Source organism: Magnetococcales bacterium (assembly GCA_015231175.1).
Lineage (GTDB): Bacteria > Pseudomonadota > Magnetococcia > Magnetococcales > DC0425bin3 > HA3dbin3.
The window spans coordinates 1-26,275 of record JADGBZ010000048.1 but is presented as its reverse complement, the minus strand read 5'-3'; the positions used below and the strand labels follow the sequence as shown (position 1 = coordinate 26,275).

General features: G+C 55.4%; 22 protein-coding genes, 1 tRNA gene and 1 pseudogene. 10 read left to right on the top strand and 14 right to left on the bottom strand.

What is annotated here, in order from left to right:
• The coding region (locus HQL63_10705) for a hypothetical protein (protein ID MBF0177297.1) at positions 1-943 on the bottom strand (943 nt) is incomplete at its 3' end.
• 92 nt (positions 944-1,035) lie between these two features.
• Between HQL63_10705 and HQL63_10700 the strand changes: the two genes are divergently transcribed.
• Both HQL63_10700 and HQL63_10695 read left to right on the top strand, forming a co-directional pair.
• Positions 1,036-1,110, top strand: a tRNA-Val gene (locus tag HQL63_10700).
• A 79-nt stretch (positions 1,111-1,189) separates the two neighbouring features.
• Entirely contained in the window at positions 1,190-2,134 is a 945-nt protein-coding gene (locus HQL63_10695) for a DUF808 domain-containing protein (protein MBF0177296.1), read from the top strand.
• 166 nt (positions 2,135-2,300) lie between these two features.
• Here HQL63_10695 and HQL63_10690 read toward each other — a convergent pair whose 3' ends face one another.
• Positions 2,301-3,773, bottom strand: a complete 1,473-nt coding sequence (locus tag HQL63_10690) for a glycogen synthase (GenBank protein MBF0177295.1) — start codon at positions 3,771-3,773, stop codon at positions 2,301-2,303.
• 146 nt (positions 3,774-3,919) lie between these two features.
• The gene (gene dcd / locus HQL63_10685) at positions 3,920-4,504 is read right to left on the bottom strand and encodes a dCTP deaminase (protein ID MBF0177294.1); all 585 of its coding nucleotides are present in this window, start codon (positions 4,502-4,504) and stop codon (positions 3,920-3,922) included.
• A gap of 289 nt (positions 4,505-4,793) precedes the next feature.
• On the opposite strand from dcd, the pseudogene HQL63_10680 reads away from it, so the two are divergent.
• A pseudogene (locus tag HQL63_10680) lies at positions 4,794-6,251 on the top strand (glycosyl hydrolase family 57).
• A 473-nt stretch (positions 6,252-6,724) separates the two neighbouring features.
• Here the strand turns inward: HQL63_10680 and HQL63_10675 are convergent.
• The 11 genes from HQL63_10675 to HQL63_10625 are packed head-to-tail and all read right to left on the bottom strand — an operon-like array spanning position 6,725 to position 19,770.
• A complete protein-coding gene (locus HQL63_10675; protein MBF0177293.1) occupies positions 6,725-7,543 on the bottom strand; it encodes a hypothetical protein in 819 nt (272 codons plus the stop codon).
• 28 nt (positions 7,544-7,571) lie between these two features.
• A complete protein-coding gene (locus HQL63_10670; protein MBF0177292.1) occupies positions 7,572-9,626 on the bottom strand; it encodes a hypothetical protein in 2,055 nt (684 codons plus the stop codon).
• Positions 9,627-9,654: 28 nt separating this feature from the next.
• Complete coding sequence (locus HQL63_10665) at positions 9,655-10,362, bottom strand: hypothetical protein (protein ID MBF0177291.1); 708 nt, start codon at positions 10,360-10,362, stop codon at positions 9,655-9,657.
• A complete protein-coding gene (locus HQL63_10660; protein ID MBF0177290.1) occupies positions 10,362-11,441 on the bottom strand; it encodes a type II secretion system F family protein in 1,080 nt (359 codons plus the stop codon). Before HQL63_10660 ends, HQL63_10665 begins: the two co-directional genes overlap by 1 nt.
• Positions 11,438-13,309, bottom strand: coding sequence for a type II/IV secretion system protein (locus tag HQL63_10655; protein ID MBF0177289.1), 1,872 nt, complete (start codon positions 13,307-13,309; stop codon positions 11,438-11,440). Before HQL63_10655 ends, HQL63_10660 begins: the two co-directional genes overlap by 4 nt.
• A complete protein-coding gene (locus tag HQL63_10650) occupies positions 13,294-14,577 on the bottom strand; it encodes an SUMF1/EgtB/PvdO family nonheme iron enzyme (GenBank protein ID MBF0177288.1) in 1,284 nt (427 codons plus the stop codon). The genes HQL63_10655 and HQL63_10650 overlap by 16 nt, the downstream gene beginning before the upstream one ends.
• Before the next feature lie 13 nt (positions 14,578-14,590).
• Complete coding sequence (locus tag HQL63_10645; protein MBF0177287.1) at positions 14,591-15,937, bottom strand: serine/threonine protein kinase; 1,347 nt, start codon at positions 15,935-15,937, stop codon at positions 14,591-14,593.
• Between the two features lie 29 nt (positions 15,938-15,966).
• Complete coding sequence (locus tag HQL63_10640) at positions 15,967-16,542, bottom strand: type II secretion system protein (protein MBF0177286.1); 576 nt, start codon at positions 16,540-16,542, stop codon at positions 15,967-15,969.
• A gap of 17 nt (positions 16,543-16,559) precedes the next feature.
• A complete protein-coding gene (locus tag HQL63_10635; GenBank protein ID MBF0177285.1) occupies positions 16,560-17,312 on the bottom strand; it encodes a hypothetical protein in 753 nt (250 codons plus the stop codon).
• Positions 17,309-17,785 (bottom strand): hypothetical protein, encoded by a 477-nt coding sequence (locus HQL63_10630; GenBank protein ID MBF0177284.1) that lies wholly within the window; start codon positions 17,783-17,785, stop codon positions 17,309-17,311. The genes HQL63_10635 and HQL63_10630 overlap by 4 nt, the downstream gene beginning before the upstream one ends.
• A complete protein-coding gene (locus tag HQL63_10625) occupies positions 17,785-19,770 on the bottom strand; it encodes a hypothetical protein (protein MBF0177283.1) in 1,986 nt (661 codons plus the stop codon). Before HQL63_10625 ends, HQL63_10630 begins: the two co-directional genes overlap by 1 nt.
• A gap of 393 nt (positions 19,771-20,163) precedes the next feature.
• On the opposite strand from HQL63_10625, the gene HQL63_10620 reads away from it, so the two are divergent.
• Genes HQL63_10620 through HQL63_10590 form a run of 7 tightly spaced genes read left to right on the top strand, consistent with a single transcriptional unit; the run spans position 20,164 to position 26,223 of the window.
• Positions 20,164-20,733 (top strand): hypothetical protein, encoded by a 570-nt coding sequence (locus HQL63_10620; GenBank protein ID MBF0177282.1) that lies wholly within the window; start codon positions 20,164-20,166, stop codon positions 20,731-20,733.
• Positions 20,733-21,422, top strand: coding sequence for a hypothetical protein (locus HQL63_10615; protein MBF0177281.1), 690 nt, complete (start codon positions 20,733-20,735; stop codon positions 21,420-21,422). The genes HQL63_10620 and HQL63_10615 overlap by 1 nt, the downstream gene beginning before the upstream one ends.
• Positions 21,419-22,045: a prepilin-type N-terminal cleavage/methylation domain-containing protein gene (locus tag HQL63_10610; GenBank protein MBF0177280.1), complete on the top strand. Its 627-nt coding sequence runs from the start codon at positions 21,419-21,421 to the stop codon at positions 22,043-22,045. Before HQL63_10615 ends, HQL63_10610 begins: the two co-directional genes overlap by 4 nt.
• Positions 22,042-22,677 (top strand): prepilin-type N-terminal cleavage/methylation domain-containing protein, encoded by a 636-nt coding sequence (locus HQL63_10605; protein MBF0177279.1) that lies wholly within the window; start codon positions 22,042-22,044, stop codon positions 22,675-22,677. The genes HQL63_10610 and HQL63_10605 overlap by 4 nt, the downstream gene beginning before the upstream one ends.
• A complete protein-coding gene (locus HQL63_10600; GenBank protein ID MBF0177278.1) occupies positions 22,674-23,270 on the top strand; it encodes a prepilin-type N-terminal cleavage/methylation domain-containing protein in 597 nt (198 codons plus the stop codon). Before HQL63_10605 ends, HQL63_10600 begins: the two co-directional genes overlap by 4 nt.
• Positions 23,271-23,292: 22 nt before the next feature.
• A complete protein-coding gene (locus HQL63_10595) occupies positions 23,293-24,108 on the top strand; it encodes a CbbQ/NirQ/NorQ/GpvN family protein (GenBank protein ID MBF0177277.1) in 816 nt (271 codons plus the stop codon).
• A 21-nt stretch (positions 24,109-24,129) separates the two neighbouring features.
• Positions 24,130-26,223: a nitric oxide reductase activation protein gene (locus HQL63_10590; protein MBF0177276.1), complete on the top strand. Its 2,094-nt coding sequence runs from the start codon at positions 24,130-24,132 to the stop codon at positions 26,221-26,223.
• Positions 26,224-26,275: the final 52 nt, after the last annotated feature.

Genomic DNA, 26,275 nt, shown 5'->3' with positions numbered 1-26,275 from the left:
CACCAGGGCGCTGCCCTGGACAAAGCCAGGGAGCCAGCCCCCTGGATCCCGATTCGTCCTGACGCGCAGATGGCACATCTCGTAGCATCTTGATCAAGCGCAATAAATCCACCCAACCTGCTTTTTTTTGCCCAGGTTGTCGCAGATAGTATGCCGGATGGTAACTCGGAATTACCGGAATGCCACGCCAGTCATGGATTTTGCCGCGCACCTGACTGACGGGTGTCGTCAAGCCCAACAGACAGACTATGGCTGTTTTTCCCATGGCAAAAATCACCCGGGGCTGAATTTGCAACAATTGGCGGAAGAGAAACCCCTGACAGGCCGCCATCTCCTCGGGAAGGGGGTTGCGATTTCCGGGTGGCCGACACTTGACCACATTGGCAATGTAGATCGATTCCCGAGCCATTCCGGCAGCCTGCACCATGCGGTTCAAAAGCTTTCCTGCCTGCCCGACAAAAGGCTCTCCCTGCAAATCTTCATCTTCACCAGGCCCTTCGCCAACAAACACGACGGGTGCTTCCATGGAACCCGTGCCAAATACGGTCTGAGTGCGCGTTTGTGCCAGACGGCATTGTGTACAGGAAACCACCTGCCGGGCGATGTCGGCCATGGTTTCACTTGCCGGAACGACCGACAACGCCGCACCGGCAGGCGGCGCATCCCTTGTTGCGGGAACGGCGCCAGCCGCCGTGTCATCCCCCCCTGGTATTGGCGCGGGCCCTACCGACAAGGCCCCGGTGGATGTATCCACCATGCTTGCCGGGCACTTTGGTTCCACCGCACCTATTCGCTCTTCGGCTTGGCGAGCCGGGGAGGCGGTTCGCAAGCCTGGCACTGGCCGATTGGCTGACCGCTGTACCCCCGCCAGGTGCAGGCCACACTCCTCCCAATAGTCGAGCAGGGCCCACATCGCAGCCGAATCAACAACTGGTTGCGTCATCACACGCCCCTCCGGTAGGATCGCAAGTTTCCTAAATGCATTGACACCCCATCATATACCGGGTATAACTCCGCTCCCAGGCATGGAGTCACGGGCGGCTAGCTCAGCGGGAGAGCACTGCCTTCACACGGCAGGGGTCACAGGTTCAATCCCTGTGCCGCCCACCATGAAAGTGTCGGTGAATCGAGCGGTTAGATATGAAACTCTAGCCGCTTTTTCTTTGTCTGGAGGAGTTTGGAAAAATTTATGGCCGGAACCAGTCTGTTGGCCCTGATTGATGACATCGCCGCCCTGTTGGACGACATTGCCGTCATGAGCAAGGTCGCGGCAAAAAAAACCGCTGGCGTTTTGGGGGACGATCTGGCCCTGAATGCCCAACAGGTGGCGGGGGTTCAGGCTGAACGGGAGCTGCCCGTGGTCTGGGCCGTGGCGGTCGGCTCTGGTAAAAACAAGCTCATCCTGGTTCCTGCGGCCCTGATCATCAGCGCCTTCATGCCGTGGGCCATCACCCCGTTGCTGATGGCGGGTGGCGCCTACCTGTGTTTTGAAGGCTGCGAAAAAATTTTTCACACTTTGCATCACCAGCAGGCGAACAAAGAACACTCCGCCCATGACACACCTGTGCGCACCATCGCCACATCGGAGACGGAGTTGGCTGCACTGGAACGCAAAAAAATTGTCGGCGCCATTCGCACGGATTTTATCCTCTCTGCCGAAATCGTGGTCATCACTCTGGGCAGCGTAGCCGAAGCGCCATTTCTCAGGCAAGTTGCGGTCTTGACGGTTGTCGCCGCTCTCATGACAATCGGTGTCTACGGATTGGTGGCCGGCATCGTCAAACTGGACGATGGTGGCGCCTACCTGGTTCAAAGACGCGGTGATTCACTCCTTTCTGTCGCATCACGCCGTCTTGGTCATGTCATTTTGCTCATGGCCCCCTGGCTGATGAAGTCTCTTTCCGTCATCGGCACGGTCGCCATGTTCCTGGTGGGAGGCGGTATTCTCACCCACAATATTCCGGCCATGCATGGTCTGGTGGCGAGTCTGACCTCATTTTTGGGTGCCGCACCTGGAGTCGGGACGATTCTGGCCGTGGCAGCGCCACTCCTCCTGGATACCCTGACCGGTGTGATCACCGGGGGGGTTCTTCTCTTTTTCGTCATAAAAATATCATCGTTCAGCACCCGGTAGCGAACCGGGGTCCGGGGGGTTGGCTCCCTGGCTTCGTCCAGGGCAACGCCCTGGCGGGGTTCGGGGCGAAGCCCTGACAAAGGCTCTCCTGTCCAGGCTTTTCTTGCAGGGGTACTGAACGGTTACATCTCGCTCCGCATCAGATCGATCTGGTGGAGAACGACAGCTATTTGTGCCGGATGAATTCATAGATATTCAGATAATCTCCGGCGGAGTTGCGCCAGGAAAAGTCGTATTTCATGCCAATGACCTGTAGTTGCCGCCATAAATCCCGTCTCTCCCTGTAAAGTCCCAGGGCGCGGAACAGGGCTGACTCAACGCCCGGATTGTCGGCATGTTCGAAAACGAAGCCATTGCGTTGTTCGCGGGGCAGCGTGGCGTAGTCCCAATCAAAGATGGTATCGGCGAGTCCGCCGACGGCACGCACGATGGGCGCCACCCCGTAACGCAGGGCAATCATTTGGGAGAGGCCGCATGGTTCGTAGAGGCTGGGGATCACACACATGTCGGCGCCGGCGTAGATCAGGTGTGCCAGATCTTCATCGATGGTTATTTCCAGGCTGCAATCGGGATTGTTGGCCAGTTGACTCTTCAGGTCTAAAAATTGGTCGTTGACGCTGCACTCCGGGCTGATGCCGAGCAACACAAACTGGGCGTCGTTGGCTATGGTGGTGAACAGGGCATGGCGGATGAGTGGCACCCCTTTCTGGGTATCCAGCCGACCCACATGGGCGACGATAGGCTTGTTGCCCGGCGCCAGCCGCAAACGCTGCCGCAAGGCATCCTTGTTGCGCACCTTGCCGGAGAGATCGTCCGTGGCAAAATGGTGTGGGATCAGGGGATCGCTCTCCGGATTCCACATGTCGTAGTCGAGACCATTGAGAATGCCGCCGAATTTGTCCTGATGGATATGGAGGGCATGGCCCATGCCAAAACCCTGTTCGGAAAACCGGGCCTCCCAGGCGTGGCGGCGGGAAACCGTAGTGATGAAGTTGCTGTAAACCACGGCTCCCTTGGTCAAGTTGATGACCTGTGCGTTGTTGTCATCCTGGAGCCGATCTGGATCAAGAAAATATTTGGGGCGGTTGAGGCCCGTGGCCTTGAGGATGTCGAGTCCGGTCACCCCCTGGTGGCGAAAATTGTGTATGGTATGGCACACTCGGCATTTTTCCATGCCTCGCTGTTGATACATTTCATACAACAGGACGGCCCCCATTGCCGTTTGCCAGTCGTGGGTGTGGAGGATATCCGGGCGTTTGTCGGCTACCAGCAGAAATTCCAGAGCGGCCTTGCAAAAAAAGGCAAACCGCATCACTTCGTCGGGAAATCCATAATAGGCCCCCCGGTTGAAAAAATTCTCCTTGCCGTGTGGTTCGACGAAGTAGCAGCGGATGCCATGGACCAGGCCGAACCAGATGGTGCAGCGTATAAAACCATCCCACCAGGGAACCTCAAGGTTGTCGCGCGCCACGGTCATGCCCCAGACATGTTCGTGCCGCATGCAATCGTACCGGGGGAGAATAAGTTCCAGGGCATGGCCACACTGCCCCAGTTCCCGGCACAGACCGTACACCATATCCGCCAAGCCCCCGACTTTGGCAACTGGAGCACACTCCGCTGACATGACGATGATATGCATTCTGCCCCCCTCGCCAACTCTTTCTTCAAAGGAATGAAACCCTGTGACGCACGCACCCGTCACCCCTCACAGGACACCTGAAGGCATCTTGCGTCGTCACTCTCTTTGTTGGCCAATGGCGTGCGGAGTTCCCGAAAAAATGTACCTCAGGTGCTGTCATCCGCAGCGATTCGGCTGGGCAAGGGTTCCGTCTGCCCCTGGTATTTGGCCCCTCGTTTACGATCATAAGGGCGGCTGGTGGGGGAGTTGAGGGATTCAAACGAGATGGCCCCGATGCGAATGCCAGGTTTCAAGGCCAGAGGCAGACGACCAGCATTGAAAAACTCGAAGGTGACATGACCATCCCAGCCGGGATCGATGGCGTGTGCTGTGATGTGGACCATCAATCCCACGCGCGCCAGACTGCTGCGTCCATCCAACCACCCGACAATGTCGTGCGCCAGGCGAATCCGCTCCACGGTCATGCCCAGGGCAAACTCCCCGGGGTGTAAAAAAAATCTTTTGTCTTTTTCAACCACGACCTCCTGCATGGTGCCAGCCTTGACGGCAAAGGGGCCCCCGGGATCGGACAAATCCAGGTAGGGAATTTGAGGTGGCTGAAAAATCTGAAAACGATTGCCAAGGCGAACATCGATGGAAAAGGAACCGATGCACTCCTCGGTCGGCGGTGGATCTATCACGATTTGACCGTTTTTCAATTTTTCCTGGATATCCACATCAGAAAAACGCACACGCCGCCCCTTCATGAGCTGTCTGGACCTGGAGACCCGGGCGCCGTCCTTGCAAAACGCTGCCATCCTGTCCCGGAAGGTCATCATGGATTTCCAATGGAAACAAGGCAAGGAAACTCGGCTGCATGGCTTGATTTTCCGCAATTGCGCCGCATCCGGCGCGGCATCGTTTTTTGGACAATTTCTTGCGTCCCATGTTATACAAGAGGGGCCTGTCCCGGTCGGAGGGCAGGGCGCTCCCCTGCCCTCCGAACCTCCACTCCCGTTTTTTTAATGGAAGGTCTCCTCCATGACTGCCATGCCTCCCACCGTTGGTGATCTTCCCAACATCTGTGGCGCAGAAAAACACCTCTCCCCACTTGTCGCCGCCAACCGTGACCTCGCCCAGTATGGCGGATCCAGGGAGTTTGGGACGATCAAGAGCGCGTTCGCCATTGCCTTGCACATGCATCAACCCCTGATACCGGCAGGAGGCGCCCACTTGCAGACCGCTGCCATGCTCAGCAACCTGCAATACATGCTGAACAGCCCCGACAGCGGCGCCAGTTACAATGCCCGGATGTATCTGAACTGCTACAAACGCATGGGGGAATTTTTGCCACAACTTTTGGCCGAGGGCAAATCCCCCCGGGTGATGCTGGAATATTCCGGTACCCTCCTGCACGGATTGCGGCAAATGGGGGCGCACGATGTCATCGATGCGCTGGTGGCACTCTCCCGGCATCCGGAACAACGCCACACCATCGAATGGCTGGGCTCGCCCTGGGGACATCCGGTGGCCCCATCGACCCCCATTCAGGATTATCGGCTCCACGTCATGGCCTGGCAGCACCATTTTGCCGCCATTTTTGGTTCGGAGACCCTGGAACGGGTGCGCGGCTTCTCCCCATCCGAGATGGCCCTGCCCAATCATCCCGATGTGGCTTACGCCTTCGTCAAAACCCTGCGCGACTGTGGATATCAGTGGCTTCTCGTCCAGGAACACACCGTCGAGGATCCCCACGATGGCCACCATCCCCGGCAACCGCATGTGCCGCACCGCCTGGTGTGCCGCAATGCGCACGGGGAGAGTATCGACATCATTGCCATCATCAAGACGCAAGGCAGCGATGCCAAGCTGATCGGTCACATGCAGCCCTACCATGAAGCACGCAACCTGGCGCGTCTGGATCTGCGCGGCCATCAGGTACCCCCGCTGATCACCCAGATTGCCGACGGCGAAAACGGGGGGGTCATGATGAACGAGTTTCCCTCCAAATTCATGGAGGTGATGCGCCAAAGCTCGGGCAGCGACACCCCGCCCATGCTGGTCTCGGAATATTTGGACGCTCTCTTTGCCATGGGGGTCAGGGTCACGGATCTACCTGTGGTGCAACCCCTGTTTCAGCGCCGCATCTGGGAGCGGGTCGCCCCGGGTGATGGCCCGGAAAAATTGGCCCAGGCCATCGCCGCCCTCAACCAGGCCGGTCATGGCTTCCACGTGGATGGCGGCAGCTGGACCAACAACCTCTCCTGGGTGAAAGGCTATGAAAACGTCCTTGGCCCCATGGAAGAGGTCAGTTCCCTGTTTCACGAGAGGGCGTTGCGCCCAGACCATGATTCCCGGGAGCATCGCTACCGGAACGCCCTTTACCATCTCATGCTGTCGCAGACCAGCTGCTTCCGCTATTGGGGCGAGGGACAATGGACCGATTATGGCCGGGAGATTTGCCGCCGGGCCAAAGAGATCCTGATCCATGACTTTGCCATGCCAGCGCCTGCTCCGGAGGCACCGGCGCCAACCCCCAGAAAAGTGGTGCAAAAGCCCCCCGCTGCCGAGGCGGCGCCAAAAAAACCCGCCAAGGCAACCCGAAAAAAATCCGTGACCAAGACCATCCAGACGGAACCCGAGGCCAAGGCAACGCCAAAAGCCACAGCTCCCAAGGCCGGAAAAAAGGGATCCTCCACCAAAAAATCGTAACAATGTCATGGAAGCCCTGACAAAGTAATCGTTCAGACACCCCATGTCAGTAACCATTCAGCACCCGGCAACGCATCGGGGTCCAGGGGGCTGGCTCCCTGGCTTTGTCCAGGGCAGCGCCCTGGTGGGGTTCGGGGCGAAGCCCTGACAAAGGCTTTCATATCCAAGTTTTTCTTGAAGGGGTTCTGAACGGTCACCTGACCAAGGCTTTCATGTCCAGGCTTTTCTTGCAAGGGTGCTGAGCAGTTATAAAGATCGGGTTATTTTTTGGATGTCTGTTTACGCAGTCTGACAATATAATATTGCTCGACTTGGCTATCCTGTTCCATCTTTTTCAATATGATGTGCTCGGGATGGATTGCGATCAGGGTGTAGCCGATACATGTTTGCTGCTCTCGACACTCCATTCTCCCAAGCAGGACGGATTTAGCCTTATTATTCCCCTTTGGATAATTCACGGCACCCAGTTCCAGCCTGTCTGTCAGGTCAACTAGCTGGCCATATGGAGAGTCCGTCTTTTGTATGGGTTTGGAGAATGGGTTGCGCAAATCTTTGGTGTCAATGGCACTCCTGACCTGTTCCAGTCCTCCTTTGTCTGCTTTATTCTCACTTTCCTGCCAAATCAAATCCAGACTGACCAAATGCTTTTGTGTTTCCGGATGCGCCTTGTCAGCATAGGAACGTATATCGATACCGCTGACAACAACTGAACCCTCTTCCAGGTCAGCTAAAAACTTTAACAGGTCATCATAATTCGAGATAAATTCCATGTGAAACAGATTTGATGTTTTGATGTCAGGCTTAAGAAAATGCACGGAAAGCTTGTATTTATTTTCTGATTTTTGTATGATATTTATAAAATTATTGCTTTTATCGTTGTTATTTTCTGCCTTTTTATTGCTAAAACGATTATTATCCTTTGATAGTTCACTGATTGAATCCTGTAAATTTGCCAAAGCAACTCTTAATGGTATGGCTTTAAAAAAAAACAAGCCAGAACACCAGCATATAAAACAAATTACCCCCAAGACAACAATTTTTTTATGTCGCAAAAACCATGGCCAGACCAGATTGAACATATTATCCCTCCAATTAAAGTATATTTTTTTAGCGCACAAAATTTGCTTCGAGATTAAATCGGTATAACCCGTTTTTATCCTGTGGATCGCGACTCAGTTCCACCCCCTTGAATACTATGGATTCAAACCCACTCCTGAACGAATTTTTTTCATCATTCAGTTTTTGCATAAAATCCTTGATGGATGAAATATATCCGCTGCCTGGTGATACAATGTTGCCATGTATGATCAACCTGCGACGTTTTTGCGAACTTCGCCCGTCACCTTCCGCCAGCCGAATTTCTGTTAGCCAAATATCAGGGTTGATCTCTTTAGAAATCGCAAATAATTTTTGCGCCCATGATACATTTTGTACTGAAGGCGTGCTTCTTAACCTTCGAACGTTTAAATTTCTGTAGCTTTCTAAGTTCTGCTTATGAATATGGTTTAAGGTTGTTGTTCTGAAATTGTATTCGTCAAGATATCTGGCATCAATAAACAAATGAAATGCATACAAGAAGCTTGAAAACAGCACAAACGCTGCAACAGAAATTTTTGTATCGTTTGATTTTTTCCTACCTTTGTCCGTTAGGAGATTTTTATTGCTGTCAGGAGAAAAAAAGTCAAAGTATTTTTTTACAAAAGCTGGCAAACTCTGTATGTCTTCATTTGCATTTTTTGACTCATCCTTCGAACCATTGTCTTGGTTGTCATTGTCAGGCGTTTCATTTTTATTAATAGGTCGCCGCAACTTTCTTTCAGGCCTTTCATTTTTGAGCTTATTGGCATCTTTATCGTAATAATAATCATACTTGCCATCATTAAATATTTTTTCCTCGTATCCTGGGAAGATGTTTCCAAACAACCCCCAGCGTGCATGATCTTTTGGATCAATATCCATCAACAAACTGCGATGATCCGTACCACTTTTTATGGTGTCAGGTATGGGTTGAACAGAGTCGGCCCATCCTGCGCTCTCCTGCGCTGCTTGCCAAACCTTTGCATGCTTGTTGCGATGCTCTGCAATACGTGGCAACAAACGCGGGGCGTAAAAATATTCAGTCAGCCCGTCAATCTTTGCCCAGTGGCCATATTGGTAGAAGGAATCAATGTGTCCCACCCCACGATCCAGCAGGGTGTGCAAGATGACTTCGGCGACAGCCTGGGCCAGATCATCAAGCTGGCTCGGCAGAAGTTGCAACGTTTCTTCGGCCCCTTGGTTGTTTTTCTTCAACAACCGGCTTGCAAAACCCAGCTCAGCATGGAGATCGAAGTCAGCGTCCCCCGCATCATCCTGCGGATCATGTGCAGCCTTGACCAGAGAGATCAAACCAACGTGGAACACCTCGGCAACCAGCAAATCCTGGCCGGGGTCCACCACAAACAACCAGCATTGCAATCCCCCCAACACCAATGCGGCAGCGGGTTTTTTGGAAGCTGCGGCTTTTCTGGTCAAGTCTCCCAGGGCCAACAGAGGAATTGAGAACACGCCAGCGATTTTTACGGCATGCTCTCCAGCCAACTTGGGCAACAACTCTCCGATCCAGCCCGATGGGTAACACACCATTCCAGCCAGGTGGGTGTCGGATGGAGTGGGCCCTGGATCCTTCTTGTCCTCTGTCGGGGTGGGCGTCATGTGGTGCAACAGGCCAACCATCACGTCGCTGTTCCTGCATGACCACCAGTGGGATCCCAAAGCCTGACCTTGTTCCAAGTCACTCATGGTACTGGATGCAGGCGGCGGCCTGGTTATGATGCCGGGACAATCATCCAGGGCGACCAAAATCCTGATCTGGTGACCAGACACCTTCGATCCAATAAATTGCCGAGCATCGGCAGCGTCCAACGTGGCCAGCAGCTCCGGACAACCTGTTTTTCCTGATGGATCATGTTTGTCACCATAATCCCTCCGCTTTGTTTTTGCTGGCGCCCAGGAGACAGTTTTCGGATCGACATGGCCGGCGGGTATGTTGGCGCATTCCAATCCTGTGGCATCGCAAAGAATCCATAGATGATTTTTCTCCATACCGATTGAATCTTTTTCAGGATCCTTGTCAGGGGTTTTTTTATGATTTTTTTTTATCCAATCCCAAGTCAGGCTCATGGGTTTTTCTGTCCTTTCGTTTTTACCGTCACTCCACGACCCAACCGATCACCTTGCTCTGGCCCGCCCCCAGACCGGGGCAGAAGGAACCCGGCCCGAGACACATATCGACGGAGCGGCTGTGCAGACTTCGCTCCTGATCGACCCCCCGCAGCATGGGGATGGCACTGACCTGGGTCAGGCTCATGTGCAACCGTAATCGGCCATCGTTCGGGTCACCAATTTTTTGCACTAGCGTTTGCAATCCCAGACGATAGTCAGCGGATATCTCCGGATAGGCAAAGTCGATGGTTGCGCCGGAAGTGCCGGATAAGTCGGTCACATACTGTTCCAGCGCAGCCGTTTTTTCCCCATCGCCCACCAGGACGGCTGCATCCAGCCGGTAACGGCTGAGCAGATGGTCCACCACACCTCGCCGGGCCCAATGGGCCTGAAGTTGCAACAAACTGCGTTCCACATCACTCGCTTCCACCACCAGGGCATGTTCGATCAGTTGCTCGGCTACCAGCAAAGATGTGGCGGCCGCCAAGGTGGCCAGAATGAGAATGGCTCCCCTCTGCCCGTGCTGCCCGCCCTTTATCGGCTGCACCCTTCCTGGCAGGGTTCGGGAGAAAGCCCCAACGTAACCATGCAGCGTCCTTGCAAGAAAAGTCTGGAGAGGGTGGTTTTGCGCCATGACTCCGCAACCATGCAGCACCCTTGCAAGAAAAGCCTGGACAGGGTGGTTTTGCGCCATCACTTCGGCCTCGTGATCTGGTGGGTTTGACCACTCCTGACCGCATTGCCCAGCTCGAATATGGGCAGAAAAATCGACAACATCACCCCAACCACCAGCAGGCTCAGCAGCAGGGTCATGATCGGGTTGACACGGGCCACGATGACATCCACCCGATTGTCAAACAGCCGTTCAAAGTAGACGGCGGCGGCATAGGTCAACGCGCTGAGCTCTCCGGCCTCCTCGCCGGAGCTGATCATTTGCATGACAATGCCCTCAAAAACATCATGTTTGCGAAAGGCGTCACTGACCGAAATGCCCTGCCTGATGTCCTGAATGACAATCCACAATGTTTTTTGGATATAACGGTTGTTGGTTGCCCCGGCAGCATTTTGCAAAGCCTGTAGAATGTCCACCTCATCTTTGATCTGGACGGCAAAAGTCCGCAAAAACCTGGCCAGGGAGGCCTGACGCATGATTTTACCAACCACGGGAAAATGGAGTTTGACCCGATCCCACCACAAACGCCCCGAGTCGGTCCGAAGAAACACCAAGACCACAACAACTGCCATACCGCACATCACGCCCAGTTCCATGCCATACTGGCGCAGAAAGTGGGCAAATCCGATCAGGATACGGGTCGGCCTGGGCAGATCGGCCCCCATGGATAGAAAAACCCGTTCAAAATTGGGTAAAATCCAGTTGACAATACCCACCAGCAGGATGGCGATGGCCGCCAGCATGAAGAGGGGGAAGGCCACGGCCTTCCTGATCTTGGCGTGCAGTTTTTCCTGCCCCTCCAAATATGTGGCCATCATCTCCAAAGAGATATCCAACCGCCCCGCCGAGAGGCCGGAACGAACCACATGAATAAAGACGTCATCAAAATAGTGTGGATGGTTGGCCATGGCATCAGCCAGGTCACGGCCCCGGCTCACATGATCGACCAGATCCATGGCCGTTTTGCGCAACGAGGCGTTGTAGGTCTCCTTGGCCAAGTTCGTCAAAACATCCACCAGGGGCAGACGACTGCTGATCATGAAAGAAAATTGGCGTGTAAACAGCAACAACTCGTCGCGTGAAGCGCCGCCGGTATTCATGATCCCGTTTCTCCGGTATCCATGACCCGGAGGATCTCCTCATAGGTTGTTATCCCTTCATGCAACAGATTTTTGGCATACTTAACCATGGGGCGCATTTTTCCTTCCTGCAAGGCGGCGGCACGGATGGACCCCTCATTCAGGGAGGGAGCCACGATCAACTCTCTGATGCCGTCCGTGACCGTAAACATTTCAAATACGGCCCGCCGCCCGGAATATCCGCTTCGATGACATTTTGCACACCCTGCGCCCCACACGGAACCGGAGGCAGGGATCTGAATCCCAAGTTCACTCAGGCGGCTGAGGGATAAATCGAGGAGATGCAGACGGGCACGAACCTCCGCTGCCGTGAGAGTCTTTTTGCATGACGCGCATACGGTGCGAACCAATCGCTGCGCCACCACCACCCGGAGAGAACTGGCGACCAAATACGGGGGAACCCCCATGTTGATCAGGCGAACCACCACGCCAGGCGCGTCATTGGTGTGGATGGTGGAAAAGACCAGATGTCCGGTCAGCGACGCCTGCAGGGCCATGTCGGCGGTTTCCTTGTCACGAATCTCCCCCACCATGATGATATCGGGATCCTGCCGCAAAATGGCGCGCAACCCCGTGGCAAATGTCAACTCGATCTTGGGATTCACCTGCATCTGGTGAACCCCGTCGATGCGATATTCGACCGGATCTTCCACCGTCAACACATTTTTTCCGGCTCGATCCACCGTATTCAACAGGGAGTACAAGGTGGTGGATTTTCCGCTCCCCGTGGGGCCGCTGACCAGGATCAGGCCATGCGTCTTTTGAATGGCTTCATGCAGCATGTGGCGTTCAGCATCGGGGAGATTGTGGTCGGACAAGGTGCGTATCTCGGAACCACGGCTGAGGAGCCGCATGACCACCTTTTCACCATAAATGGTGGGATAACAGGCCACACGCACGTCATAAATTTTACTTCCGGCCTCCGCAACCAGGCTGCCATCCTGCGGTCGCCTCTTCTCCACCACATCCATCTTGGCTTTGCCTTTGATGTAGGCGACCAATTCCCGATGGGCATCGAGGGGCAAGGCGCCCACCTCCACCAGTACGCCATCGATGCGCATCCGGGCCAGCATCTCCTTGGCTGCCGGTTCCAGATGAATATCCGACGCATGCTGGCTGATGCCTCGCTGTAAATAATGCTCCAGTCGATGTTCGGCGTTGAACTCCCCCAGTCGGACGGACAACCGGTCGGTCTCTCCCTCGTCCATCCTGATGCGAATCCCTCCTTCCTTCTCTCGTTTCACGGCCCCATGGCGCCATCTTTCCATGGTCCCCCCGTACACGTCAGGATGGACCAAAGCCCCCCTGAGCCGGGCACGGCCACTCCGGAAGCGCAACCACGAACGCATCTCCGGATCAAATGGATCCAGAGCGACAAAACGAAGGGTTGGCGGAGAGTCCCTTTCCGGGGTGGATGGTGTATTGTTTTTTTCCGGCAGACCCCTGATCGCGGGGAGGGGTGTGTCCACCCCATCGGCCTGGACACCCTCCCGATCCTGTAGCAGCAAGACGCCAAAATGGTCGATCACCTCCCGGGTCAACCACTTTTTGTTCTCTATTTGCGTAAACAAGCTGTCAACCACGTTCCCCTTGTTGGCAACATCTCTGAAGGAGAAGGCATCCAGGGAAAATTGATTGGCCACCGCATGGATCAGGTCATCGGTGTTGCTGTGCTGTTCATCTTTTCCCTGAGTGCTCAATACACGCCATAACGATTTCCTTTGTGCGCGCACCAAGTCCATCTTAAGGGGAAGATTAAGTTGCCGCTGTAACCCATTACATGCTTCGCTCATCAGAAATTCGAGAAGAGTGGTCATTTTTTCCTGCATGCGCTGATGATTTTCCTGTATTGTTCTTCACTCTTATTGCGATAATCGATGATTAAACTATGCTGTAGCTCCAGAGGTATCTCGCAATCATCCAGTTTGATAGGCACAAACCGTTTATGTTCATTGTTCGGATCACGGTTCATAACCACATTCCGCTCAAATTTTGCCCATTGTGAGTCGATGGCATGCTTGGACAGGATCAGTATGGCCACGCGGGACTTTTGCAAACCCTCCATAATCCTGCCAATGATGGGGTCTCCACCCTCCACGCTATTGACATCAATCCAGACGCGCAAGCCGCTATTCTTTAATTTATCAGCCAGTTGATGCACCGCCTCCCTGTCAAGGTGACTGTGGCACAGGAAAACATCGTGTGTGTACTCCGATGATGGTGGATCCGTCGGGTCAGGCTCAGGCTCCAGCTCCAGGTCGGGCATCAAAATATCACGCAATCCATTTGGCTCAGGCTCCTGGACGGGATTCCAAACCACACGAAATCCGACATCGGCATGTCGTTGCCAGGGATTCCTGCTGGCGCGGGCCTTGTTGCTGGCGAATCTGTCGGCAGAGAGGTAGCACCCCCCCTTGACGACACGAAACACGCCACTATTATAGCTCGTCCGACACACCTCCGGGGCATCCGGTGTATTCGGGTTTGCGCAGTGCATAAGAAATTTTCCCTCGCCATCCGTGGTGTGCAGGCTTGGATCATCCGGATGACAGCATGTGTGTTGTGAATATGACCTGGCGGTGCAGGCGTGATGTGGATCGCAACAATATTTGACAGCGCCTTGGGCATGGGTCGCACCAGCCGTGCGGAAAAAAGATCCCTTTTGGCCTGCAAAAGACCAATCCAGACACCACTCGAAGACATTGCCGCACATATCCTCTACCCCATGGGGTGTACAGCCATCTGGCCAGCTGCCCACAGATAGCGGGCCTTTGTGGTGACTCCCCAGGTTGGCGTGGGTCACAGGTATCGGCCCTTCTGTGCCAGGGTGGTTGCCCCAGGGAAACAAGTGGCCTTTCCCCCCCTGAGCCGCATATTCCCACTGCACCTCGGAGGGCAACTCCCCACCGACCCAATGGGCAAATGCCCTGGCTTCGGCAAAGGTGACGCGGGTCATCGGTAAACATTTCTGATCATAATCCGGTGCGGCGGTCATGAATGGGTTGGATCCCACCACGCCCTGTTGCATGGCCAACCAATATTGCTCCCGGGTGACCGGGTAACGCGACATGTGGAACGCATCGACTTGTATGGGCATGTCCAGCAACCTGTCAGTTGATGACGCCAGCGGGAAGCGCAATACGCTCGGATGCCGGGAACAAACCGGATCCGTTGGGGAATGCAACTCTTGTCCAGGGTTGCGGACAACGCCGCTCCATCTCATCCAACGCCCGATCCAGGGCGCCGGCATCGTTCGGGGATCGTCTCTCTGGATCGGGATCGACCATGTTCAGAATCAAGTCGTTCATCAATTTGGGCAGGACGCCCAGATTTTGGTGGGGAGGATTGCGATCGGTGACCCACTTTTGTCCGGTGGCATAGTGGGCCATGGCTTCCTTTCCCGAAAATTCTTCCTGAATGACTTTTTTTTGATCGCCCAACTTCTTGGGAATCGATGTGCCGCCAAACAACTCATAGGCGATCACCCCCAGGGCGTATACGTCACATTTTTGATCCAGGTGGTCGGCGGTGAAAAAAAACTGCTCAGGAGCGCCATAAGTCAACGTGCCCTCGACAGGTAATTTCTTATTTTTGCGATGGTTGAACAGGGTCATGCCGGTAAAGTCCACCAAAACCGGCATGAACCCCTCATCCGTGTCTCTCGTCTCAAGAAAAATATTGGCTGGTTTGAGATCCAGGTGGACAAGACCATGGCCATGCAGGTAGGCCACACCCCGTACAATCTCTCTGAAAAGGGTCCACCGTCTGGGCAATGTCTCGTGGAGACGTCCGCTGTTTTCCTTGATCCATGCACTCAGGGTTTTCCCTTCCAGAAACATCATCACCAGACCGTTGCCAAAACGACCGGTATACAGTTCATATATCGGGCAGAGCCGCTCCTGGTTACGCAACCCCATGATGGTGCGCATTTCGGTGGTGATGGCGTGGGACAACACCTCGTTGCCCACGGCATCCGCACCTGTCGGGGTGTTGAGAATCTTCAGAGCGTAATGCAACTGACTTTTGCCGCTCCAAACCTTCCAGACATTTCCCATGCCCCCTTCGCCCAGTTTTTTGATAAACTCGAACGACTTGTCCTCTTCTCCCTCTACAGGCTCTATAGCTACAGGCTCTATAGGCTTCTTGTCATGCCGGGCTTCTCCTGGCGGCGCCGGGTCGCCGCCTTGAGGGGGGGGCTCCTTGCTCCCGGAGGCGTCCCGGTGGGGCGTCGGCCTTGCTGCATCGTCCAGCTTGGGGATCTTGCCTTTTTCGGTCGGCGACCCCTCGCAACCCTCTACCTGGTCAGGCGAACCAGATACATTCTCTGCCTCCTCCAGGATCTGCTCGGACATTTTTTTGGGACGAACGTGTTGTTCCGCCTCGGGCGGTGCAGATAGATTCTCTGCCTCCTCCAGGATCTGCTCGGACATTTTTTTGGGACGAACATGTTCTGGCATGGTCACCACTCAGCTCCTTCGCGACACGCCTACCCCTGGTCGGACGCTGCCACCGTGCCATCGGCGTTGCACCACTTGCCCGCCAGCAACACGTTGGTGGGATCGACATACTTGGCCCGGAATACATTGTTCTCCCACGTCAACGAGGCTGATGCCTCATTGGAGTAGAGCAACTCGCGCTCAGGATTTTTGATCGATACGGCCTTGATGCAGACGTGTGTGGCCTGGTTGATGACATCCATGGAAATTTCATATTTGAACTTGGCATCGACAGGTATGGTCAGGGTGGGGATGAGCGAGGTGATTTGATCGGCTGGTGTGCCATTGGGCTCCAGGTTGCCTTTTTTTCCGGCTCCCGGTGCGATGAGGGCCTTGAAATCCTCTTCGGGCGTATTGGGACGCCCCTCCACGAACGCCTTGATCGCCTTGGCAATACGGGCCGACATCTCCACCGCTTCGTTGCTCTCGGCCTGGTAAATGTAACCCATCATGTTGGGGAGTCCCACCGACGCCAGGAGGCCTATGATGGCCATGACGATCATCAGTTCGAGCAGGGTCCACCCCTGGGAACCACGGAAACAGACTGATTTTGATCTTATTTTCATAGGAGGCTCCTCTGCGGTCAGTGTGGTGGTTTCCCGGATGCCGGTTTTTCCGGCAGCGCGGTCTGTCGCAACTCAGGGTAGGGACACCCCTCGGGTTTGTGCGTGCAATAGGTGAGCAACACCCGGGAACCGGCAGGTCCATGGCCATACTTATGCTCCAGGCGCACGTAATGACCGATGCTGGGGGCATACCACCACCGTTCCAGACCTTTCCAATCACTGGTCAGGCTCTCGGTGAGCCAGGTCAACACCTGTGTTTGGAAAACACCTGCCGGCACCGTGACGGTCTCTTCGGCATCATAGGAGAGCTGTATCTTTTGCCGGACCATTTGTACTCCGGCCTGGTACTCCTGCTCAAAAGCGATGGCGCGTCCGGGTTTGCCCGCCAACAACCCGGCCATGGCCTCCAGGGGGTTCCCGGAACGATACACCATGCGACGCTCCGTATCCCCCAGGTAGGAGGCTTCCCGCAGCAACCCGCGCCGTTGCACCCATTGCCCCGGTTTATCGATGCTGGCAAACGTTGCCCTATCCTGCTCAACTGCCGTCACCCTGAGATGGGTTCCATCTTCGTAGCGCCATTGATCACCCACACACCACTGTGGCTGATCTCTTGTGGATGGTGTCGTACATGGTGGTGTGGCCACGGCTGTGGGTGGGGCCAGCGTTTGCGTGTCCAGATCCGGCAGGGTGCAACAACACCCCCCCTGCAGGGCCATGCCTATCCAGGAAAGCATGGTGGTCCATCTTTTGCTCCCGTTGGATGTCATTTCTCCTCCTGCTGGAACGTCCGCTGGAACGTCTGGTTCAAAAATTTTCCCCACCAACTTTGCTGGTAGGGTGCCGGGGGGTGCCACATTCTGACCCTTTGATTGTCCCCAGTCAGTTGGACTGTATAGTAACCGGGCACCACCTCGCGATTCTGGAGGGCGGTCGTGGTTGGCATGGCCCTTATGGTCACGCCATCCTCTCTCACGACAAGCTCATAGCTGTACAAAGAGGTGTCACCCGTGGGTGACTTGACGTTGGACAACACGCTTGCCGGAATGGCGCCGGAAACGAATTCTTCAGCATTGGTACGGCGCGCCAGTTGATTGGCCACCTCGGCAGCATAAGCCTCCGTCGCCGTCCGAATGGAGTTTTGTGAGAGCAGGTGCCAGAATGGCTGGACGACAAACAATAAAAGGGTGACCGCCACCACGATGCGCACGGCGTAATGAAGGATCGCCGTCAGGAGAACCATCACTCCTCCTCCCGACTGACTTCGCTCCTGTCGGGCAGCAACTGGCTCTCATGACGTATCTTGCCGCGCTCCCTGCCCAGTTCCCCCGTGCGGGATTCCACATATTCCCGGGTTTCCTGATGACTTTTGGCCAGCAATTGGTTCGGGCTGATCACCCGGGGGGTGATCAGAAAGACGGTTTCAATTTTGCGATCATCGGATTTTTGATATTTGAACAGATTGCCCAGCAGGGGCACATCCCCCAGAAGGGGGACTTTTTCCGTCATCTCTTCCCTTCTGTTGTTGAACAACCCTCCCAGGACAAAGGTCGATTGTTCCGGCACCAGCACGTTGGTCTGGATCTCCTGTTCGTTGGTGTTGACCCCCTGGGCGGTTTGTGCGGTGGGAATGCTGTTGCGGGCATTGAGTTGCAGGCGCACCAACTCCACTTTTCCCTTGCGCAGAGGGTCACCAGCATCCCCCTCGGCACGAACGACACTGGGAGTGATCAACAACTGGACACCCGTGTTCACCGTATGCAGATCGGAGTTGATGCGTTCGGTGGTGGAGACCACAAAGTAAAAATTGTTGGCATTGGTGATGCGGGCAGGTGTGTTGTTCAGGGTGACCACACGCGGGGAGGCGATGGTTTCCAGTTGATTGGCGGACTCCATGGTACGCAAGGTGGCATCCAGCAGGCCGCGTGACCCCTGATAGATGAAGCCGGCGGAGCTGACATCGCCGGGAAACGGGGTGGCCAGAATGTTGAAGGCGCCGCTGTGGGGGGCGGAGGCGGCAAGATTGGTCACCTGACCGGTGGTGGAGATGCTACCCGTGCCTGTTGTCGTGCCGCTCTGCAAATCCTGGGCTTTCCCTCCCATGTTGCCGGCTGCCCCCCAGCGCACGCCGAGCTCCTTGGAGATTTGATCTTCACCCTGGACGATGATCACCTCGATTTCAACAAGATCGGGGGGTTGATCCAGGGCCCTGACCGCATCGGCAACATCCTTGATCTGTTTGGGGGTGCCCCGCACGATGATCTGGTTGTTGCGTTGATCCGCCATCACCATGGCGGTGGCACCCTGATCCCTGGTCGGGTCGGGAGCGGGAATCTTCCCTTCTGCCAGCTCCTTGGCATCCTTCAGCGCCTTTTTTTCCCGCTCCTTCTCCTCCTCCCGGGTGATGATGTGGAACTCTTCTTTGGAGAACAGAGCCTTGAGGGTATCGATGATGCCTGGCACGGTGATGGTGCGGCCCTGAAACGTCATCTCGGATGGGCCAACCGTGACGTGTCGCAGGGGAATCGTTTCGACGGAAATATTTGCACGTCGTTCCCGGTCCGCATTTTCCCTTTTTTGCAACTCTTCTGCGGTGCGCTGCCTGGTTTCGACCGCCGCATACCCCTCATCGATAGCCTTGAGCAGCCCGACCACCTCCTTGACCTTGACCAGATCCCCTTTCAGGACAATCCCGTTTCCGTGGAGGGTCGCCCTGACGCCACGGACCAGGATTGCCCCGGGGACGACGTTTTGCCTGGCCTTGCGTGTGCCGTTCTTCTCTGGCGGGGGAGAGAGATTCTGGTCATCCTCCAGGCGTCTGAGGGTCGCAAAAACGTCATCGTCTTTGCTTTTGGTGGCATAAAAAATTTCCTTGACCGCTGGCGGCTGACCTTTCCGATAGAGGGTCAAAACTTTTGTCTCGGCGTTGAACTGATAGTCCAGATCGAATTGTTCGCAAAGACGTGCCAGCACTTTGGCGCGGGGCTCGTTCTTAAACTCGGTGGCAGGAATTTCCCCTTCGATCTTGCCGTGCGGCGAAACAACAATGCCCAAATAGCTGACCAGCGCCTCGATCATCTTGAGAACCTGGGTCGGGTGGGGAGCAGCCCATTCAAATTTGGACTCGTCCGGTTTCCTGTCCCAGGGGATATCGTCCGCCTGCGCTAGGCCGGCTCCACCCAGGGCCAGGGCAAGCAGGGCAGCCATGTGTACGCGATGCGGTTTCATGGAGCCACCTTTTGCCAAAATGGAATCTTTGATCTTAAGGAAAAACTGAATTCAAATGATTGGAGTTTTCCGTGGGGCGCCAACCAACCCCGCTCCGCAGGACAACCCGCGCCAACGCTCCTGTCTGCGTCGCCAAGAACTAAACTATAACTTACAATCATGCCAATTTCCTCCTGTGCGCACCCTCCTCATCCATCCATGGCAAAAAATATCCAAAACAAGCAACCTCTGTGAATAAACTATAACATGTATATTTTCTGGTTGACAAGAGAAAAATTTCGCATATGATTTCCATCACAAAGGTTGATCAGAGATTGTTTTGCTTGTGTTTTCTTTGAGTTTTTCGTTATCTTTACTGTGCTATGTCGGTCAAACCACCCGAGACTTCATATCATGACTGAAGACGAAGCAAGCGGAAACACCGTCGCAAACAACTTTGTCCACCCGGCAACGTACACTGCGGTCATTGGTGGCTTGATGGCTGCGCTGGTTTTTATGTATTTTAGTTGCTGTCACGATCAATTTGATTTGTGGGTTCAGAGCAAGTTTGTTAGCGATACAGGTGGTGGGTTTGCCACTGTGTTATTCGGTCTGCTTATTACGGCTTTTCCTTTATTAGGGTTTGCAACTGTTCGTTCTTTGATTTTGTGCTTCAGCGGTCAACATCATGATGTACTAAAATCCATTATCCTGTTTCCATCTTTTGTATCTTTTATTATATTATCCTTTGCAGCATACAATGGTTACACGATAATTTTAGAGAAGAAAAACACCTATCACAACCTCATTGCCGAGCATGGTGAAATTTGCAAAAAACTCCACAGAAGCCAAATTATACATAACAGTAAAATTTATAATAAAACCGGAGAACTTGATCGAGCCATATCAGAATTGCAAAAAATTGTAGCCGAGAAAAAGTGCGGGGATAGCGAAACGGATTTGGCGCCCAAAGGGGGCTCCTGATGTTCAAGCTTCTCGGCATTGTCTTCGAATCGGAGCGTCCCTCACGGATTATCAGTGTTCTTTTGCCTGTTTTTATATTGTGCATTTTTCTTGGGCACTTTGGTTTCAATGTGTTGATCGATTCGTACCTTAAAAGGGTCGATTTCAAGTTGCAAATGACGACCCAAAAATACACCATACCTGCCCAGTCCCGGATTCCTTTCCAAGGCGTGGCGACGGTCATGCAGGATGTTGCCAGCAAGATACGAAATGAACTCCCTGTCAATGTGGGAAAGCCTCGCCCGGACGCGACAGAGTTGGTGTTGATCATCGATCAGGCCGTTGTCGGAGTCCCTGTAACAAGCACAATCACGTTAACCCCATCCATTACCAATGAAATTATTGTTTCTATAAAAACAGAAAAAAAATATGAGTATGTATCGGAAAAATTCTTATCCGTTCTTGTTTCCATCATAACCACGGAATTTTTTGTCCATATATTCATCATTGGCATCGGAGAAAATCATTTTCAAGAAATCGTCAGAAAATACAAGATAACAACAGGCGCCTCATCGTTCCTTGTTTATGGACTCATGCTCGATGTAAGGTATTTTCTGGGAACTCGCATGGCATTCATCATGGGGGTCGTTTTACTCTTTATAGTTATATTACAAAAGAAAATCATTGGATTCTTAGATAAACTCAAATGAAAACAAAATCCACCCCATCCATCGTCACCGGCTTCACCATCCTTGAACTGATGGTGGTGTTGGTCATGATCGGCATCCTGGTCAGCCAGGCAACGGCCTGGTCACGCATCTACATCCTGCAAGGGTATGTCGAAGGCGCCAAGCCCTACCTGATGGCCATCTCCGCCAAAGAGCAGATTCACTACCGCCGCACCCATACCTATCTGATCAGCGATGACGAACAAACCCTACAGGATGGGCTGGGCCTTGACCTCACCGGGGCAGGAAATTTTTGTTTCATGGTGCGCCAAAACACCCAGAATCGCATCAGCCCCTCCAACGATGGAACCACACAATACGAGGTGTGGGCAGTCTTGCGTGACAGCAACTATTCAGGAGTCGACCCCAGCGGTGATCAAGTCTCGGTGTACGCCGTGAGCGGGGCGGTCTGCATCACCGGCACCGGCAAAACCACTGCCGCCGGATGGGTGGACCCGGATCCAACACACCTGGGAGGGGAAGGTCGGGTGGTCGTGTTCCGCTATCCCCCGCCGGATTCGACCCAGGATAGCGAACTCCGCAGCGGACGCAATATGCGTCTGGTCTGGCTCAACGGCTTCAGCGACACCGACCCCCTGTTGTGAAACCGCCCATCCTGGAAGATGTTGCCTCCCCGTCGGCAGGGTTCACCCTGATCGAGACCGTTACCGCCATGGTCATCACCGGCATTCTGGCGTTGGGCATGACCCAGGTGTGGGCGTTGATCGCCGATGAACTTTACCACCTCCAATTGCGCCAAAAAGCCATCTTCGCCCTGCATGGCAACATGGAGCGCCTGGCAGCGATCTATCGCAACTCCATCAATATCACCACTGCCATCACCCGTGGCTACCCCTCCGGTCACGCCGACCCCCTCAGCGATCATCTGGCTTTGCAAGCGACCCCCGGACAGCTGGTGGGGTCAGACCCATCGACATTCGACAGCGAAGGTAAAATAGTGCTCTCCGATCAAGATCCCCCGGGAGTGGGCCCGGAAGATCGCAATGTCATTTTCCTCGACAGCGAACGCCGCATCACCGCCCAATTGAGCTGGACGGAAACCTTTCTCGTCGGCCCCCTTTGTTACAACGGCCAGCCCGGCGGTACAGCCTGCCGCAGCATCACCCTCTACCTGGATTATCCATACTATTTTCCCAAAAACACCAGCAATCCCCTGCAACCTTGGGGTGGCAAGGTGCATACCCTCACCCTGAAAACCCTGGTGGGGGGACGATGAACCTGAGCCAACCAGCACCCTCCCAAAGAGGCTTCACCCTTCTTGAGGTGATGGTGGCCGGCACCATCGCGTCGATGGTGGGTTTGGCTTTGCTCGAAACCCTGCTGACCGTCGTTGAGATGGCCCATCATACCACCGACCTCGTCCTGCTCAATCAGGAGAGCCGCAACGTCTTCGATCTGGCCGCCGAAGGGGGCGTCGTCGCCGAGGGTACCTCCATCCCCGGCTATTGGGGGCGGGCGACGGACCCTGTCAGCGCCAACGAGTTGCGGGTGACAAACCAACAACTGCTCCTTGGCCCCGCCGCAGGCCCCAACTTGATCAGCACCGCCTGGCCAACCGTCAACATTCCCTGCACCGGTCAGGGAAAGCCCATACCCGCCTGCCTCGGACCCGGGTTGACACTTCAGGCCCAGGGGTTTGTTTCCGGCGTAACCCGAGAGACCAGCCGCAGCTTGGACGGCGCGTCCGCAGAAATCACCTTCTCCTTGGCCATCCCCTACGCTATACCCAATGCAGGCAGCGCCGTTCGCTCCCCCTGGTCTTACCAATCCAGCTTCTGGACCCTTTTCGCCACGCTCGTTGAACCCTGAGTCTCCATGCCAGAGAGGTCGCATGGCCACACCACCACCGATCGCCCCGGAAGACAACTTTATCACCACGGAACCCCACTACCAGGCTACCGGCCATGAAATCACCCTCTTTCTGGCCGCCTATGCCAACCGCCTCCCCATCCTGCTCAAGGGCCCGACCGGCTGCGGCAAAACCCGTTTTGTCGAACATATGGCTTGGCGCCTGCGCCGCCCGCTGATCACCGTCTCCTGCCACGAAGATATGACCTCCACCGACCTGGTGGGGCGTTTTCTTGTGATCGGCGGCGATACGGTCTGGGAGGATGGACCGCTGGCACGGGCCGTCAGGCATGGCGGCATCTGCTATCTGGACGAGATCGTCGAGGCCCGCAAAGACACCACTGTGGTGATCCACCCGCTGGCCGATGATCGGCGTATTCTGCCCATGGAAAAGCGGGGAACGCTGCTCAAAGCCGCACCGGAGTTTTGCCTGGTCATCTCCTACAATCCTGGCTATCAGAGTGTCCTGAAAGATCTCAAACAAAGTACCCGTCAGCGCTTTGTCGCCCTGGAATTCGACTATCCGGAGGCCGCTTTGGAGGTACGCATCGTGGCCCGGGAGGCGGGTATCCAGCAGGATGTGGCCGAGTCCCTGGTGCGTTTTGGCCATTTAACCCGCAATCTCAAGGGCAATGGCCTGGAGGAGGGGGCCTCAACCCGCCTGCTGGTCCACGCTGGCAAACTGCTGCACGCCGGGGTCGATCCCTTGACGGCCTGCACTGGAGCCATCACCCACGCCCTGACGGATGACTCGGAAATGACCTCCGCCATCAGCGCGTTATGTGCGTCGATCTTCTGAAAGCCCGCCTGGTGCCTCCCCATGAATGTTGACCAACTGGAAGAGCGCCTGGACACCATCCTGGAGGCCGCTCTCTCCTCGCGCCGAACCACCTCCATCCCGGCGCAGCGTTTGGCCAGATTGGCGCCTGAACAACAGGAACAACTGCTGAAATGGCTGGCGGTGACAGCCAATCTCAACCCGGAACTGGCCTTTCAATGCGCCACCCGTGGACCCGACTTGCTGGCGGAAGCCGATCAGCAGGTCATGGCGCAGTGGTTCTGCTCGACCTTGGCCCGGTATGACCAGGAAGGTTTGCGCGGCACTTTGGATTATCTCAATGGCGCCGGCAGTTCGTTACCGGGAGCCCTGTCGGATCAAGGCGCATTGACCCTGGCCGAGGAACGGACCAGCCTGGAACATTTCATCATGGGCCTGGGTGGACGCCATCTGACCCTGGAGGAGGGGGAAGCCCCGGCCACGGACAGCGAGGTGATCATCCTGCCGGCTCGTCTGCACCGATTTCCCAGGATCGAGCAAAACCGTCTGCTCTACCAAAGCATGGCGGCGCTCCAGTGGGCCTTTGGCCGGTTTGGGAGCTTCCCTTCCACCTTGGCGGAAAAGCTGCTGGAGCATGGCGATGGCGAACAGGCTGCCGCCTGCTACAACACCCTGGAGAGTTGCCGACTCGACGCCCTGTTGACGCGGCTGCTGCCGGGCCTCTCCCGGCGCGGCGCCGCCCTGTGGTCGCACACCTCCAAACCTTGGCCGCCTGTCTGGCACGCAGCCAGGATGGATCTCAGCCGAACCGAGGCACGTGCCATGGATGCGCTGTGCTGGTTGCCAAAGGTGCTGACCTCTCCTCCCCCCGAACCCCTGGCGCACCATGGCGTTCTTCATTGGCAACGGGCCCTGGAGACCCGAACCCGCCGCATGGAGCGCGAAAAACGGCTCTTCCGGCAGGCGGTGGGTGAGGTGTTGCAGCGCCAACCCGATATTGTTCTGCCCAACGGCACGGTCGATCCGGACCGGTTGCGCATCGACCTGCCCGACAATCTCGTCTGCCAGATCCGTCTCGATGGTCAACGCCTGGTCCTGCCGGAAGACATGGATGTCCTGTCCCGCTCCATCGTCCAGGATCTGGGTGCCATTCCCCTTGAATATCTCCAACCTGCCGGCCCGGGAGGCTATCCCGCCTCAGGGGGTGCCCAGGCTCTCGACGCCAACCCTTGGCAAGGGGTCTACCACGAAGAAGGGGCCATGCTGTTTGATGAATGGGATCACAAACGCAACGACTATCGCAAAGGGTGGTGCGTCCTGCGGGAACTCTCCCTGCCCGAAGACAGGACCGCCTTTGTGGAGGAGACCAACCAGAAATATGGGGGGCTCATCCACCATATCCGGCGATCCTTCGAGATGATTCGGGGCAGTGACCGGCGCGTCCGGCGCCAGGAGCGGGGTGATGAACCGGACCTGGACGCCCTGATCGAAGCCCAGGTCACCCTGCGCCTGGGACAGGAGATGGAAAACCGCCTGTTTGAGCGCATGGATCGCGTGGATCGCCGCGTTGCCACCCTGATCCTCGCCGACATGAGCGGTTCGACCAAAGGGTGGGTCAACGACGCCATCCGTGAAAGCCTGATTCTGTTGAGCCGGGCCCTGGTGATTCTCGACGACCGTTTTGCCATCTATGGCTTCTCCGGCAACACCCGCAAGCAGTGCGAATTTTACCGGGTCAAGGCATTTACCGACCCCATGGACGCCGCCGCCTACCGCCGCATCGCCGCCATCGCGCCCAAGGATTATACCCGCATGGGGGTGTTCATTCGTCGCGCCATAGACATCCTTAAGACCCAGGAGGCTCGTTCACGCCTGCTCATCACCATCTCCGATGGCCGTCCGGAGGATTATGACAGCTTTCTGGATGGCTACCGAGGCCCCTACGGCCTGGCCGATACGCGCAAGGCCCTGGTGGAGGCCCGGCGGGCGGGTATTCACCCCTTCGGCATCACCATTGACCGGGAGGCCAAAGAGTACCTGCCCCATCTTTACGGTCCGGCACGCTTCGTGGTGATCGACTCGGCACGGGCATTGCCCAGAAAAATTTCCGACATCTACCGTAATCTGACCACGTAAAAAAACGATTGAAAAACTGGGATGGAGGTCCAGGAGGAAGGGCTGCGCCCTT